Origin of the sequence: Halalkalicoccus sp. CG83 (assembly GCF_037081715.1) — an archaeon.
GTDB lineage: Archaea > Halobacteriota > Halobacteria > Halobacteriales > Halalkalicoccaceae > Halalkalicoccus > Halalkalicoccus ordinarius.
The window spans coordinates 2,321,124-2,335,771 of the sequence record NZ_JAZDDH010000001.1 but is presented as its reverse complement, the minus strand read 5'-3'; the positions used below and the strand labels follow the sequence as shown (position 1 = coordinate 2,335,771).

Sequence of the window (14,648 nt, the reverse complement as noted above, 5' to 3'; positions counted from 1 at the left end):
CTCTCGAGTAACGGAGAAACGATCGTTACGTTCTCGGTCGGCGACAAGATTTATATAGGGATGGGATGTGAGCGGGGAGTAGCAGATGATCGATCGAACGTACCGGACACTGCTGTTCGCCCTGTACCAGTCGAGCGTCGCCGTCGGGATCATGCTCCTCCCGGTCGCGGTGATGATGAAGCGCGTCGGCCTCAGCCTGCCGATCCACCGCCTCGTCGAACTCACCGAACGCGCCTACGAGTCCCGCAACGCGACGGAGTGATCTTCCGAAACGAGTGGGTTTATCAGTCCGCGGCGGCAACTGCGGGTAATGCGAACGCCAGATCATTCGGACTTCTCCAACGGTGCACTGTCGTCCGCCGGTCAGCCCAACCCCTACGAGCCTGAGCTCGGCACCCTCCCCGACGCGGAACTCCCGGAGGGCGCCGACGCCGCGGAGCTCAAGACGGGGACGACCACCGTCGGCCTGCGGGCCGAGGACGGCGTCGTCATGGCGACGGACATGCGTGCGAGCCTGGGCAACATGGTCTCGAGCAAGACCGTCCAGAAGGTCGAGCAGGTCCACCCCACGGGTGCGCTCACCATCGCGGGCTCGGTCAGCGCCGCCCAGTCGCTGATCGACACCCTGCAGGTCGAGGCCAATCTCTACGACAACCGCCGTGGCGAGGTCATGAGCATGACCGCGCTCTCGACGCTCACCCGGAACCTGCTCCGAAGCGGTGCCTTCTTCATCGTCGTTCCCGTACTGGGCGGCGTCGACGACGAGGGTCCCCACGTCTACAGCATGGACGCGCTCGGCGGTACCACCGAGGAGGACTACGCCGTGAGCGGCTCGGGCTCGCAGTTCGCGCTCGGCGTCCTCGAACAGCACTACGAGGAGGGCCTCGACGTCGAAGAGGCCCGCGACGTCGCGATCCGCAGCGTCAGCAGCGCAGTCGAGCGCGACACCGCCAGCGGCAACGGCCTCAACATCGCCACCGTCACCGACGACGGCGTCGAGATCGAACGCTACGAGGACTTCGAAGGCCTCGACGCCTTCTGACCGTCCGGCTCGGTCGGCGCTTCGAACCGTAGGTAGCGACGGCGCGTATCGAACGGATCGATCGTACCCGATGCGGTCACCTCCTCTCATTTCGGACGGCCCTCTCGACGGAGCGACGGCCATTCGGGTGGCGCGGATGCAGGCGGCAGAACGACGACCAAAACGGGACGAGGAGCGCTACGCTGACGCCGATCAGCGCGATCCCCTCGCGTCGGTGCGCATCTCGTGTCCCCTCGACTCGAGGGCGACCCCGACGGCAGCAACGACGTGACCACGGACCGTCGGTTGAACCGTCGAAAGCCCGTTGCGGAACGGGCGGTTCGATCGTCCTCACCACTCGCCTATCCGATCGTGCTTGAATCGGCCGATGGCTGAATCGACGGAATCCGAACGGTCCTATCGGGTGTCCCAGTCGGCGAACCCACCCTCCAACAGCGTCTCGCGCTGGTGGCTGATGTACTCGCGCTGGACGGCGTGGATCGCCTCGCCGATCGGTTCGCCGTCCTCGACCCGTTCCTCGACCCGCGCGTGGCGCCACTCCGCAGGGGATCGACCGTGACGGGCGCGGTGTCGAAGCGGCCAGAGATACTTCTCGACCTCGGTGTCGGAGAGCCCGCGGAGCTTCAGTCCATCGCGGGCGTGGTCGAACAGATCCGAGTAGATCGTCTCGTAGTCGGTCGTCTCCTCGCCGTTGGTGGTGATCCACGAGAGGTCGGCCGCGAGCCCGTCGCGCATCGCCGTGTAGAAGTTCTCGCGGGCGTCGTTCCAGTCCAGTCCGACGACGGGGTGTTCGCGCCGCGGCAGGCTCTCGAGCAGTCCGGCGAAGACGGCGAGAAACGCCACCGAGTCCCGGACGGTGGGCTGGGCGCCGATGGGGCGGAACTCGATGCGGGCGTTCGCCGCAGAGCGAGTCGCCCCGTCGAAGACGGGCCGGACCCACCGCCAGTAGGTGCCGTGTTTCAGCCGAAAGTGGGCGAACTCGTCGTCGAACCGGTCGGACGTGCCGGCGGGCATCGGGACGATGGTGTCGTCGGCGACGACGCGGTCGACCGCCTCCTCGACGCTCGAGAGGTCGTGCGGGAAGCGGACCTTCCCCTCGGGACTCTCGTTCAGCACCGACTCGAAGACGGGGATTCGGTTCGCCATCCACGCGTCGTCGAGGATCCGCTCGTCGAGGACGTCGTCACGAGAACCCTTCGAGTTCTGGTCGGCCCGCGAATCGGACGATTCGCGAACGTCGTAGAGATCCGGCGGGAAAAAGGGCGAGTTCGCACCCATCGCCAGCAGCGGGCCGGCGATGCGCAGCGCGTAATTGAAGTAGGTCGGAAGGTCGTCAGCGTGAGGGACCTGATAGTGGGGCTGGATCGAGGTGATGAGGCTCTCGAGCATCACCGTCTCCGAGACGAGCGAGACGTTCGGCACGTCGAGGCGCTGGGACGGCGTCGTCTCGCCCTCGGCGTTGGCCATCGCGTGATACCTGACGGAGTCGCTCATGTTGGTCGCGATCCGGATCCCGCCGTCCTCGACGTAGTCGGTGAGATAGTCCTGCGCCGTCTCACCCTCGGGGGGGATCGTCCAGAGGCCGTCGCTGACTAGCGTGATCCCCTCGGGCCGGGTACAGTCGAGCGCGGTCGCGAGCCGGCTTCTGATCTCGGCCTCCTGGGCGAGGAGCCCGTCGGCGTTCAGTGGCTGGGGGCTGGTCGACATCTCGGCGTTGTGTAGTCCGAGCTCCTTCTCGAAGCCGATGTACTCGAGCAGCCGACGGGGAACGCGCCTGAGCGCGCTGGTCTCGTCGTCGACCGCGTAGAACTCGTACTCGAAGCCGACGATCGCCTGTGGGTTGTCGAAGACACCCTCGGCGAGCCCCTCGATGAGCACGTCCGCCTCCTCGGCGGCTCGCCGGTGAAACGTCGTCGCGTCGATCGCCAGCGCGTCCCGCACCGCCGCCGCCAGATCGGACTCGGTCATTGCCCCCAGTCGGCAGTCGACCCCCTTCAATGTGGGAGTGTTGTGTCGGACTACTGGTCGCGGGCCTCGTCAGGGACCCCCGTGATCCGCCAGCGAATCCGCCGCCAGATCGGGACGCCGGCGAGCATCTGGCGTCGGCGGACGTAGCCAACGACGTCGTCCATCCCGTCGAACGACAGTAGCTCACGCCGGATCTCGTCGCGTTCGGCCTCGACGTCGTCGTATGCGAGTCCCTTGTCGACGAGGGCGCGAACGGTCTCCGAGCGGCTCTCGTAGCCCTCCTCTTGGAGGTCGGATATCTCTCGCACCTGTGACTCGTGGAGTGTGAGACTTATCTTCTCCTTTCCCATATCCTTCGATAGCGAGACGTTCGGTTGAGCCTGCGGCCGGCGTCTGCCGGGCGTTCGCGAAGCGGCGCTCGGAGAAACCGCACGACTACAGGCAATTTAACGCGATCCACAACCTCGAAGCGCGGCCGGTCCCTCGAGAGGACGGCGAATCGCAACGTCGCCTACGGATTGCGGAACGTTTGGTTGCCGCGTAGTAATCCCCGCAAGGGTCATGGCCTCGAACGCGATGAAAGGACAACACGACCTCGAAGCCACACTCGTACCGGCACAGCTCCAAGAGATACCCGACTTCCTCGGGCAGGTGCTCAGCGACCTCATCCTGCTGATCCCCCGACTGATCGGCGCGCTGATCATCCTGTTGATCGGCTGGTTCGTCGGCCGAATCGTCGCTCGCGTCGTCAGCACCCTCGCCGACCGTACCGAGATCGATCGTCGGACGATGCAGACGCCGATCGGCGACATGCTCGGCGGGACCGAGCGGACGATCTCGAACGCCTTCGGGACGGTCTCGGCGTACTACGTCTACTTCCTCGCGATCCTCGCCGCGGCGAACGCCCTGCAGATTCCGCTGCTCTCGGCGTGGATCGCCGACGCCGCCTCGTATCTGCCGGCCTTCATCGCCGGGTTGCTGATCATCGTCGTCGGTTTCATCGTCGCCGACTTCGTCGGTGACGTGATCGAACGAACGCGGGCGACGACCCACTCGGGAATCACGTCGGTGATGGCGAACGGGGTCCGTGTCTTCCTCTACTTCATCGTGATCGTGGTCGGCCTCGATACGATGCAGGTGGACGTCGGGATCCTCTACATCTTCGCGGCGGCCATCGCCGGCGGCCTCGGTCTCGCGCTCGCGATCGGCTTCGGCATCGCCTTCGGCTTCGGTGCGCGTGACTACGTCGCCGAGAACATCGACGACTGGGCCGGCCAGGCCAGCGCCCAGGTCGAGACGCCGGACACTCGCCCCGAGACGCGCGGATCCGGCACGAGCGGGACGAACCCCGACCTCGACGACTGAATCGCCGTCTCGCGTCCCCTTCTCGTTCGCTCGGTCACTGATCCTCGGCGAGTCCCGCCAGTCGCTCCGAGATCCCCGTACCCGGACGGCGTCGACGCTAATAGACGACGTCTTCGAAACTACGGGTCTCACCGCTCACCGAAAAACGAGACGTGCTTCTCACGGTTCTCGAGAGGATCGTTCCCCTCCTTCAGGGCTCGGCGATCTCGATCTCGTCGTCGTCGATCCGCGTTATCCGCTCCTCCTCGATCGGGTATGACTCGTCGTCACTGCCCCACCCGAGACTCGATCTGACCCGCTCCGCGAGCCCCGGGCTGGGATCGACGTAGAGGGTCCCTCCCTGAACGGTGGAGACGACACCGACCTCCTCGCCACGGGCGTTCACCACGGTCTTACCCGTCTCGGCCTCGGTGGCCCTGGTCGACGGTTCGGCCGGTTCACCCTCCGACCCGATACCGGATGCCGTCGCTTTCGTCGGCCCAGACGCCGCCGTGTCCGTGCCCGTGGATCCGAACTCCTCGTCGGTCGTCGCGTCGATGACCGCGCGTTCGTCCGGGTCGCGATCGATGACCTCGCTCTCGACTATCTCGCTCTCGACGAGTCGGCCGTCGATGCGCTCGACGCTCTCGATGTCGCTCCGGATGCGAATCCGATCGACGACCTCCGTCTCGACGACGCGCCGTTCGACGACCTCCGTTTGGAGGACCTCGCCCTCCACGAGCGTCGCCGACTTGAGATCTCGCCTCACGATCTCGTTCTCGACGATCGTCCCGTGTTCGAGCCCGCTGTCCGCGAGTTCGACCGTCGGCTCTCCCGTCGTCGGTTCGCCGATCGCGTCGGACCGATCCTCCGATCGCTCCCGTTCGACGGTCTCGCGGTCCACCACCTCGCTCTCGACCGTGTGTGCCTCGAAGACCTCCTCGGTCACCTGGCGGGTCTCGAGCACCTCGGTCTCGATGGTCTGGTCGTCGACGATCTCGCACCGTTCGATCTCCCGGCCGACGACCTCGCTGTCGAGGGTGTTTCGTTCGACGATCTCGCTGTCGACGACCCGGCTCCGGACTCGGTCGGTTACGACGACCTCCCGTTCGACGATCTCGGTCCTCGTGATCTCGGTCTCGGCGACCTCACCCTCCTCGACGGCGCTCTCGCCGCTTACGTCCTCGATGTGATCCACCGCGTTGGTGCGTTCGCTTGCTCCCTCGACACGCGTCGCTCCCCCGTGTCGTCCATCGGCGTTCCACGCCGGTCCCGACCGTTCGGCTTCGAACACGGCCTCGTCCACCTCGCGTTCGCGGTCGATGAAACGACAGAACCAGCGCTCGTTTGGGTCGTCCCTGGCGGTCTGGTAGACGAACGAGAGGTTCTCCTCCTCGAAGATCCGGAAGAACGCCTCCCAGGTGATCTCCTCGACCGACTCGTCGTCCGTGCCCTCGGGAACGACCGCGAGGCTGCCGGGGTCGTCGCCGGTGGGCTCGGTCACCCGAGCCGCGGTCGAACCGCGCTCCTCGATCCAGCGCCTGATCGTTTCGTGATCCGTCGTCGTCTCGATGCGCCCGTTCTCCGTCGAGTCTCCCACCATGTATTCGATCCGTCTATTCACACGACCCGTTTGCCTTTAGCCCTACCGTGTGCGAACACGCCTCCCACGGGTGGTCGACTCCGGATCGGTGACCACGGATCGAACCCTCGCGGTTCGGGACGAACGCCGGTCGGACACATCCCGACGCGCCGTCGGACGGTCGAAGGCCGACTCCTCCCGAGATCGACGCCGGATCCGCGTCCCCGCGCGTGACTGCTGCCGTCGAAACGCGGCCGGTACACACATGAGTGATAACTATCAACAACGACGACTGATGGAAACCCAGCAGTCGGAGGAGGTTAGCACCGAGTCCGTGGACGCCCTCTCGAAGGACGAGATGTTCCACCTCCTGTCGAACCGCCGCCGTCGCGACACGCTCCGGTACCTGACGGGTCGCGACGAGCCCGTCGACATGCGTGACCTCGCCGAACAGGTCGCCGCCTGGGAGCAGGAGACGACCGTCCAGCAGCTCTCCTCGCAGGAGCGCCAGCGCGTCTACATCGCGCTGTATCAGACGCACCTCCCGAAGCTCGACGACTACGGCGTCGTCACGTACGACCAGTCCCGCGGGATCATCGAGCGAACCGAGCGCGCGGATCGGCTCGCACCGTATCTCGACGAGTCCGACGAGCCGACTCACGCCGGCCGACCGCGGCTATCAGCAGTCGGTACGTACGAACTCGCCGTCTACGTAGCCGGTCCGACGGTCCTCGTCGTCGGTTGGCTGGGGCTGCTTCCGGCGTTCGTGCTGCTCGTTGCGACTTGGACGGCGCTGATCGCCGTGGCGCTCGCTCATCGAGGCGGCGACCGGTGGTCTCGTGCCGTAGACTGACGGTGCGCGTCGTGCGCTCCGAGGGCGATCCCTTCCCGTTTGATCGTCAGTGTCATCGGGCGAAAGTCGGGAGCTGAGCCGGCCGTCTCGGTTTCCCGCTCTATTTACGTCTGATTCGACGATAAGACGATCCCATACTCGTCTATATTTAAGATAACTGGTAGTATGTCCGTAGACACTTATCAGATCAGAAACATTTATGCGCGAACGATCCGTGGTTTGGATGAATGCTCGAGAAGTGGGGGGGAAGCCGAACGTCACTAGCGACGCGTGAGCGCATCCGGGAGACGATCGGGGTGATCGGCCCGTTCGCGGTGCTGGTCGTCACGTTCCTGTTGACGGGCTGGGCGCTTCGCGCGACGATCGACCTCGGGACGGAGCCGTTGATGCAGTACCGGCTCTTCTTCGAACTCATCGTCGCCGGCTTCGTCATCTCCCTGCTGCGTAGCAAGGTCGGACTCGTCACCTACGGCGTCTTCGGGCCGATCATCATCTCGTACATGCTGCTCGAAAGCGGCGTGTTCTGGGGAACGTTCCTCTTCGTCAACCTCTTTCTGATCGCGCTGGTCACCTACGTGACGATCGAGCCGTTCAATCTCGGCACGGCCCACCGCATCGGAACGATGATCGTGACCGTCGGGATCGCCATCACGGTCATCCACCTCATGGCCGACCTGCGAATACTCTCCGACACCCTCGACGGCCTCGGCGTCTTCTTCCCGGCGATCATCACGGGCTGGTACGCCGACCGCTTCGCTCGTGACCTCAACGAACGCGGCTGGCGGTCGCCCTCGATCCGATTCATCTGGACGATCGTCTCGATACTGACGGCCTACCTCGTCCTTCGCAACGAGGCGCTCGTGAACTGGTTCATCCACACGCCCGAAGCCTGGGTCGCCGTGCTGGTCGCGAACGTCTGGTTCGGTTCGCGGGGATCGCTCCGATTGAAGGAGTATCTCCGGTTCAGACGGCTGTTCGATCGCCCCGTCGTCACCGAGTTCTTCATCGCCCTCAGAACGCGACTGCACAACGCTCGGACGTACGTCGCTCGTCTGTTCGGCAGCGATCGGAACTACCTCGAGGAGAACGACGTCCTCGCGATCCGGCGACGGAATCAGTACATCAACGAGTACAACCCGCCGGAGCTGAACCCGATTCTCGATAAGGTGTCGATGAAGAAGGCGTTCCACGACGCCGGCGTACCTACCCCGGAGACGTATCTCGTCGTCGAAGAGCTCTCCCAACTCGATCTAGCGGAGCGTCTCCTCGAGGACCGAGAGGAGTTCGTCATCAAGCCCGACAGCGGCTACGGCGGCGAGGGGATCATCGTCGTTACGGGACGAACCGAGTCGGGAGCGTACGACACCTCCAAGGGCACGCTCGCGAAGGACGAGCTCCTCGGCCACATGCGGAACATCATCGAGGGCCAGTACGCCGAGATGGGTCTGCGCGGAAACGTGCTCATCGAACAGCTCATCGAACCCGACGATTTCCTGTTGGACATCGCCGGACTCGGCGTCCCCGACATTCGCGTCATCGTCTTCAAGGGTTATCCGATCATGTCGATGACGCGGCTGCCGACCGAGGAGTCGGATGGCGCTGCGAACCTCCACATGGGCGCGATCGGCGTCGGCCTCTCGATCGCCTCCGGCCAGGCGCTCGGCGGCTATCAGAGCCGCCAGAAGTGGTTCGAGACCCACCCCGATACGGGCGTCGACCTCCAGGAGTTCCGGATCCCCGGCTGGGACGAGATCCTCGAGGTGGCGACGCACGCAACGGCGGTTTCACGGCTCAGATACGCCGGCGTCGACATCGTCATCGACGAGGAACTCGGCCCCGTCGTTCTGGAGGTGAACGCCCACCCCGGGTTGGGCATCCAGAACGCCACGTTCGAGGGTACCCTCGAACGGATCGACGCGATCGACTCGCTGCCACCGTCGTACGAGTTGAAGTCGGCCGACGAGAAGATCGAACTCGCCCGACGCTGGGATGAGAACGGCTGGGAGGTGCCCGGCGATGCTGAGTAAGCGAGAACAGATCGCCGCGCTCGTCGCGGTCGGACTGCTGTTACCCGCATCACTGTTCATCGGTGATCGAGCAGTGTCCATCGCACCCCCCTTCCTCGATCAGGGTGCGGTCATGCTCACGATTCCAACGCTCATCTTCTTCGTGATCCCGCTCGCCTTCCTCCTCTTCGTCGCGTACGCAGCGCTCAGTTACGCCCGTGACCGGAGCCCGCCCGACCGCCGGTAGCGATCTCATCGATGAACTCGTTGGATCGACCTCCTTGCGGAATCGAACGGGCGACGGGAGGTATCGAGCAACAAGGATGCTCACACTGGGATGCTGATCCGCTGTTGCGTCGTCGGGCCCGCCAACCTCGATTTCGGGACCGTTCCTGTTTCCGACCCATCGACGCGAATCGGATCCTGTTGCCGTACGTTTCGTCCGGACGCGAGCCGACACGGCGACGGCTCACGCTCACGGAGCTCGTCGAACGAGATCACCGAGGCGAGACCACCGCACGGTAGGGAACTATCGACCGACTACTCGGGCTTCCAGTCGAGCCTGATGGAGACGGTCTCGCGGCTACCCCGAAGCACCGAAGAGCCCTCGCGGACGCCGATCTCGTAGCCGATCGTCTCAGGAGGCGAGAGGCGGACGTGCCTGTTGCCGACGGAGACGCTGATCTCACTGCCTTCGTCGTCCTCGTCGCTCTCGGCGTCGAGTTCGTCCGCGAGCGTGCGGAGCTGTTCTACGGCCTCCGATCGGCTGAGTCGTTCCTCGTTGAGGGTCTTCTCGGCCCCGGCCGTCGGTTGGAGCGGTGCCCGAATGAAAAACACGGACACGATCGCGGGAGCGCGGCTTTGCGCTCTCGATCGACGAGTGATCCTCGTCGTTCGAGGGGTTCGCGGTCCCGCCGAGTCGCGGATTCCGGACCCATGAGAACGCAGTGACCTGCCGACGAATCCCCTGACCCGGTTCGGGCCCCTGGGATTGATGCATCGCGATCCCCGAGAGGGCGTAATGGAGTACGATCGGGAACTCGGACGACGACTCGGGCTCGGACTCGTTCTGTTGGTGCTGTTCGCCGTCACCGCCTACGTCATCGAGGCGTTCCTCGCCGTGGTCGTGTTCGCGGTCTTCCTCTACTACTCGGTCCGCCCGATCCACCGGTTCCTCCGTCGGTTCGGCCTCCCGCGGCGGTTGCGGGCGCTGCTCTCGATCGTTCTCTTCGGCGTCCCCTTCCTGATCCTGCTCGTCTACACGATCGCGATCATCGTCATCGAGGCCCAGTCGTTCATCGCGACCTACGACATCCAGGACCAGGTTCTCAGTCAAACCCTAGAGCAGGTCGACATCGCCACGTTGGATCTCGAGACCCTGCAGCAGACGATCACTACCGCGGGTGCTCAGGGGTCGATCCTCACGGCGCTGTTCAGCCTCTCTGGCGCGCTGAGCATCGTCAGCAGCGCGCTCATCCAGCTCCTGATCCTCGTCGTCATCACCTACTACATGCTCGTCGACGGACCGCGACTACGCGAGTGGGTCGTCGCGAACTTCGACGACACCGGGATCGTCCGCGAGTACTTCGACGAGATCGATCCCGAGCTCTCGATGACGCTCTTCGGCAACATCGTTAACGTGTTCATCACTGCGATCGTCGCCGTCATCGTCTTCTTCACCTACAACTTCTTCGCGCCCGGCGCCGCCCAGATACCGTTTCCCGGCCTGCTCGGTGCGCTGGCCGGGATCGGGAGTCTGATCCCCGTCATCGGGATCAAACTCGTCTACGTCCCCGTCGGAATCGGGCTCGCGGCCGCCGTCTTCGCGGCCGGCCAGACCGCACTCCTGTTCTACGTCGGGGTCTTCCTCGTCGTCTCGGGGATCTTCGTCGACTTCATCCCCGACTTCTTCATCCGCGCGCTCATCAGCGGCGACAACACCCACACCGGGATGCTAATCCTCAGCTACATCGTCGGCCCGACCGTCTTCGGCTTCTACGGGATCTTCCTGCTCCCGATCCTGCTGATCCTCCTCATCAACGCCACCCAGATCCTCCTGCCGTACGTCCTCTGGGGCGAGAACACGCCCGCACACCAGACGCGGCTCGGTGAGTTCGGCGGGCCGGAGCAGGAGTCGCCGGTGACCGTGGACCACGAGGAGGAACCGACGCCGGTCGTCGACGACTGACCCGGGTCCCGATCCCCGTCTCGAGGGTTCGAGTCTCGAGCGCTCACGACGGGTCGACTCCGGCGGTTCGCGAGTTCGTCGACCGGGATCACGGTACGGCGGCGAAGATCCGCGGTGAGGCCGTTTCACGCGCTGTACAGACGTGTGGGAGCCGCCTCTCGGCTACAGCACGCCCATCTCGTCCAGCCGCTCGGGGAGGTAGGTGTCGGTGACGAAGTCAAGCCCGCGGGAGGCAAGCGCCTGTTGTTCTGCCTTCTTGCCGATCTCGAGTTGGAGCTCGATCTGCTCTCGCCAGTAGTCGGTCTGGAACCGGGGGTCCTCGAGTTCGTTCTCGAGGGCGTTGACGTCCGAATCCGAGAGCGGGTCCGTCGGGAGGTCGTACTCGACGATGTCCGAGGGCTGGATCCCGACGAACTGTGCCTCGGGCGTCGCGAGGTACTCCGAGAGGTGGGCGGACTTGATCGAGCCGTACGCCACGGAGCCGAAGATGCGATACGACCACGGGTCGCCGTCGGTGAAGACGGTGACGGGAAGCTCGAGCTCGTCGTGGAGCCGCTTGGTGATGCGGCGGGTCGCACGGGCGGGCTGACCCTTGAGGTGGACGACGATGACGTTGTAGTCCTCGTCGAAGCCGTTCTCGACGAGCCGATCGCGCATCCCGCCGGTCTCGACGCAGAGGATGAACTTCGCGTCGTTGTCGAGAAACTCGATCGTGTCGGGGTTGTTCGGGATCTGGTAGCCGCCCTCGCCGACGTCCTCCTGACAGTGGATGACTCGTTCTCCGCGGCGGGTCTGCTCGCGGAGCTCGAGCGGGCCCATCAGCGTCGCGCCCGACTCCTCGGGGCGCATGTGGAAGTCCTCGCGGGTGACCTCCGAGACGATCTCGAGGTCCTCGATCAGCTGGTTGGACTCGTCCTGGTCGTTGAACTGCGCCTCCTCGTTCTCCCAGCTCTCCGAGAGGTAGTAGAGCTCACGAAGCGTCGAGGAGCGGTCCTCGCCGAGCTGTTCGGCGAGGAAGTCGATGGTGTAGATCGCCTTCAGCAGCTTGCGGGCCCCGCGGACGGAGTTCGCGCTGCGGGTGCTGTGACGGTCGCCGTAGACCCACACCCGCGAGTCCTCGTCGTACTCGATGTTGCTCTTGGTCCGCGTCGGGATGCTCATCGAGGGGACCTCGCCGTCGGCGAACTGGTCGTAGAACTCGGCGGCGAGCTCGATCAGCTGCTCGCGTGCGTCGGAGTCAGTAGCGTCTGTGTCGGTGCTCATTGTTCCTGGTCGATGGTGAGTTTCGCGGTCTCGACCCCGCTCACGTCGAGGTCGAACGATGCCTCCTCGTCGACGGCGTACTCGAGGATGGCCGTCTCGCCGCCGGGGATCGTCGGCGACCACTTCACGAACCACTCCCCGTCCATCTCGACGACGGTGGTCTCCTCGGAGAGGTCGGTCGGCTCGGTCGAGACGATCTCGGTGACGTCGAGCTCCTCCGAGCGGCTTGAGTGGTTCTCGACGCTCAGACGGACCGAACCGTTCTCGGCGACGCGGGAGACCTGCACGTTGTTCATGATGCGAGCGAGCGCCGCGTCGATGTTCGGCGGCTCTCGACCCGTGACCTCCGCGACCTTCTCGGCCATCTCGGGCAGGATCGTCGCCAGCACGTCCTGTTTCTTCCGACGTTGCGCGATCGAGCGCTGTTCGTTCAGATGGGACTTCAGCTGGCGGGCCGCCTCGCGGATCGCGAGCTCGATCTCGTCCTCGATCGCGGGGACGTTCGCGATGGCGTCTTTCGACTCGCTGGTGAACGGAACGTTCGTCGAGGCGACGTGGATCATGACGACGGCGGGACCGTTGGGAAGGCCGCTGTCGCCGGGCTGATCCAGCCCGTAGTTTCGCCAGCCGATCGACTTCACGACGTCGGTGGTCGCACACGCTCCGCGCTGGTAGACGAGGGGAACGCGGTTCGCGAAGCGCATCACCTCGATCGATCCTTCCGAGGGGATCTCCCCGCCGTAGGCGATGCCCGCCTCGACGATGAACGGGTCGCCGCCGTGTACCTCGGCATCGCGCGTCGCGGCGGCGTAGAAGTCGGCGTCGAACTCCTTGCGGAGCCCGGCCTCGACGAGTTCGGCGGTGATGGGTGCGAGACAGTTCGTCGGCGGCGCGATGATGTCGGTCGTGCGCATCGCCTCGACCAGCTCGCTCGCGGCGTCGCGGTCGTCCGCTACCTCCCGTACCGCCGGAAGGTCGTCGGGGACCGTCAGCATGACCGACCAGAGCTCCGAGGCGATGTTCTCGCGGGCGGTCTCGCCCACCGAGACGTCGTCGCGTTCCTGGGTCATCTCCGCCGCGCGGTCGACGTACTCGCGGAGGCCCTTTCGCGTGATCCGATCGCGGGGATCCTCGCCGAACTTCGCGGCGATTCGCTGTGCGAGCGCCTCGATCGTCGCCTCGTTCTTCCGGCTGCTCGTCGCGCCGTCGACGAGTTCGTAGCAGTCGGCCTCGCGTTCGGCCGTGATCGCTTCCCACGCCGCCCCGACGGCGTTCTCCCGGACGGTCGTCCCGAAGGTGCCGTGCTCCTCCGCGATCTCCGTCGCGACCTCATCGCCGATCGCCTCGAGCTGGTGGTGGGCGAGCCGGTCGCGGGCCGAGACGGCCGCTGCGATCCCCGTCGCGAAGGCGTCGGTCGCCTCGGGTCCCTTGTTGGCGGTCGACTCCCGGACGGCCGCCTCGATCTCGTCCTCGTCGGGGGGCCGCCACGCCATCTCGCGGCCGAAGTGCTCGTCGCGGAAGGCATCGAGCACCTTCTCCGCGGTCTTCTTCCCGACGCGGGTGAACTCCTCCTGGAGGAAGCCCGACAGCGAGTGTGAGTCGGTCGCGCCGAGCATCTTGATCACCGTCCCCAGTTCGACGCCGTGTGGATGGGGGCGGATCTCCTCGGTCTCGGCTGGGAGCTGGTCGGTGGCGCGTTCGGCCTTGAACGAGTCAGCGGGCTCGTGGAGCTCGACCCGAGCGTGAGGGTTCACCACGGCCGTGTGTTTGATGTAGTCGTGGAGCTGGCCGCGTGCACGCATGTTCGCCTCCATCTCCAGCTCGATGCGAGTGCCGTGGGGGCGGTCCCAGGAGGTGGTCTCCTCGCGGCGGATCTCCGGTTCGTTCGTGTCGGTGTCGATGATCAGCTCGAAGTACTGTGCCTCGTCGTTGCCCTGGGTTCGCGACGTGATCTTCGCGGGTTTGCCCGAGGTGAGCTGGCTGTAGAGCACCGCCGCCGAGATGCCGATCCCCTGCTGGCCCCGGGACTGTTCGCGAGCGTGAAACCGCGAGCCGTAGAGCAGCTTCCCGAACACCTTCGGGATCTGCTCCTTCGTGATGCCGGGCCCGTTGTCCTCGACGATCAGTCGGTAGTAGCCGCCGGCCTCCTCGACCTCGACGTAGATGTCCGGGAGGATGCCCGCCTCCTCGGTTGCGTCGAGGGCGTTGTCGACGGCCTCCTTGACTGCCGTCACGAGCCCCCGGGCTCCGCTGTCGAAGCCGAGCATATGCTTGTTCTTCTCGAAGAACTCGGCGATGGAGATCTCCCGTTGGTTCGCGGCGAGCTCGTCGGCGACACCCCCTTCATCCGCGAGTGTCGACTGGAACGACGTCATTCGTACGGTCTCTATCGCCGGCGTACG

At 65.2% G+C, this 14,648-nt stretch carries 14 protein-coding genes; 8 read left to right on the top strand and 6 right to left on the bottom strand.

The genetic code is table 11. The features are described from left to right. The first annotated feature begins 85 nt into the window (after window positions 1-85). From V0Z78_RS12110 to V0Z78_RS12100, 3 genes are all read left to right on the top strand, one after another. Window positions 86-262, top strand: coding sequence for a hypothetical protein (locus tag V0Z78_RS12110; RefSeq protein WP_336344891.1), 177 nt, complete (start codon window positions 86-88; stop codon window positions 260-262). 48 nt (window positions 263-310) lie between these two features. Further along, window positions 311-1,042, top strand: coding sequence for an archaeal proteasome endopeptidase complex subunit beta (psmB, locus tag V0Z78_RS12105; RefSeq protein WP_336344890.1), 732 nt, complete (start codon window positions 311-313; stop codon window positions 1,040-1,042). A 136-nt stretch (window positions 1,043-1,178) separates the two neighbouring features. Then, window positions 1,179-1,313, top strand: a complete 135-nt coding sequence (locus V0Z78_RS12100) for a hypothetical protein (RefSeq protein WP_336344889.1) — start codon at window positions 1,179-1,181, stop codon at window positions 1,311-1,313. 125 nt (window positions 1,314-1,438) lie between these two features. Here V0Z78_RS12100 and V0Z78_RS12095 read toward each other — a convergent pair whose 3' ends face one another. Together V0Z78_RS12095 and V0Z78_RS12090 are read right to left on the bottom strand one after the other, a co-directional pair. Further along, complete coding sequence (locus V0Z78_RS12095; RefSeq protein WP_336344888.1) at window positions 1,439-3,010, bottom strand: hypothetical protein; 1,572 nt, start codon at window positions 3,008-3,010, stop codon at window positions 1,439-1,441. A 50-nt stretch (window positions 3,011-3,060) separates the two neighbouring features. After that, the gene (locus V0Z78_RS12090) at window positions 3,061-3,360 is read right to left on the bottom strand and encodes a hypothetical protein (RefSeq protein ID WP_336344887.1); all 300 of its coding nucleotides are present in this window, start codon (window positions 3,358-3,360) and stop codon (window positions 3,061-3,063) included. 226 nt (window positions 3,361-3,586) lie between these two features. On the opposite strand from V0Z78_RS12090, the gene V0Z78_RS12085 reads away from it, so the two are divergent. Beyond that, complete coding sequence (locus V0Z78_RS12085; protein ID WP_336344886.1) at window positions 3,587-4,375, top strand: mechanosensitive ion channel family protein; 789 nt, start codon at window positions 3,587-3,589, stop codon at window positions 4,373-4,375. Between the two features lie 190 nt (window positions 4,376-4,565). Here the strand turns inward: V0Z78_RS12085 and V0Z78_RS12080 are convergent, their stop codons facing one another. After that, a complete protein-coding gene (locus tag V0Z78_RS12080; RefSeq protein ID WP_336344885.1) occupies window positions 4,566-5,957 on the bottom strand; it encodes a hypothetical protein in 1,392 nt (463 codons plus the stop codon). A gap of 274 nt (window positions 5,958-6,231) precedes the next feature. Here V0Z78_RS12080 and V0Z78_RS12075 point away from each other — a divergent pair, with 274 nt between their 5' ends. The 3 genes from V0Z78_RS12075 to V0Z78_RS12065 all read left to right on the top strand — a co-directional run bounded on the left by V0Z78_RS12075 (window position 6,232) and on the right by V0Z78_RS12065 (window position 9,042). Beyond that, window positions 6,232-6,789: a DUF7344 domain-containing protein gene (locus tag V0Z78_RS12075; protein ID WP_336344884.1), complete on the top strand. Its 558-nt coding sequence runs from the start codon at window positions 6,232-6,234 to the stop codon at window positions 6,787-6,789. A gap of 227 nt (window positions 6,790-7,016) precedes the next feature. Next, on the top strand, window positions 7,017-8,816 hold the full coding sequence (locus tag V0Z78_RS12070; RefSeq protein ID WP_336344883.1) for a sugar-transfer associated ATP-grasp domain-containing protein: 1,800 nt from the start codon (window positions 7,017-7,019) through the stop codon (window positions 8,814-8,816). Further along, the gene (locus V0Z78_RS12065) at window positions 8,806-9,042 is read left to right on the top strand and encodes a hypothetical protein (protein ID WP_336344882.1); all 237 of its coding nucleotides are present in this window, start codon (window positions 8,806-8,808) and stop codon (window positions 9,040-9,042) included. The genes V0Z78_RS12070 and V0Z78_RS12065 overlap by 11 nt, the downstream gene beginning before the upstream one ends. Before the next feature lie 293 nt (window positions 9,043-9,335). Here the strand turns inward: V0Z78_RS12065 and V0Z78_RS12060 are convergent, their stop codons facing one another. Beyond that, window positions 9,336-9,638: an amphi-Trp domain-containing protein gene (locus V0Z78_RS12060; RefSeq protein WP_336344881.1), complete on the bottom strand. Its 303-nt coding sequence runs from the start codon at window positions 9,636-9,638 to the stop codon at window positions 9,336-9,338. Between the two features lie 178 nt (window positions 9,639-9,816). Between V0Z78_RS12060 and V0Z78_RS12055 the strand changes: the two genes are divergently transcribed. Then, complete coding sequence (locus V0Z78_RS12055) at window positions 9,817-10,983, top strand: AI-2E family transporter (RefSeq protein ID WP_336344880.1); 1,167 nt, start codon at window positions 9,817-9,819, stop codon at window positions 10,981-10,983. A gap of 162 nt (window positions 10,984-11,145) precedes the next feature. On the opposite strand, the gene V0Z78_RS12050 is transcribed toward V0Z78_RS12055, so the two are convergent. Continuing rightward, window positions 11,146-12,246 carry a DNA topoisomerase IV subunit A gene (locus V0Z78_RS12050; RefSeq protein ID WP_336344879.1) on the bottom strand — a complete coding sequence of 367 codons (1,101 nt, stop codon included), beginning with the start codon at window positions 12,244-12,246 and terminating at the stop codon, window positions 11,146-11,148. Further along, the gene (locus tag V0Z78_RS12045; protein ID WP_336344878.1) at window positions 12,243-14,621 is read right to left on the bottom strand and encodes a DNA topoisomerase VI subunit B; all 2,379 of its coding nucleotides are present in this window, start codon (window positions 14,619-14,621) and stop codon (window positions 12,243-12,245) included. Before V0Z78_RS12045 ends, V0Z78_RS12050 begins: the two co-directional genes overlap by 4 nt. Window positions 14,622-14,648 lie beyond the last annotated feature (27 nt).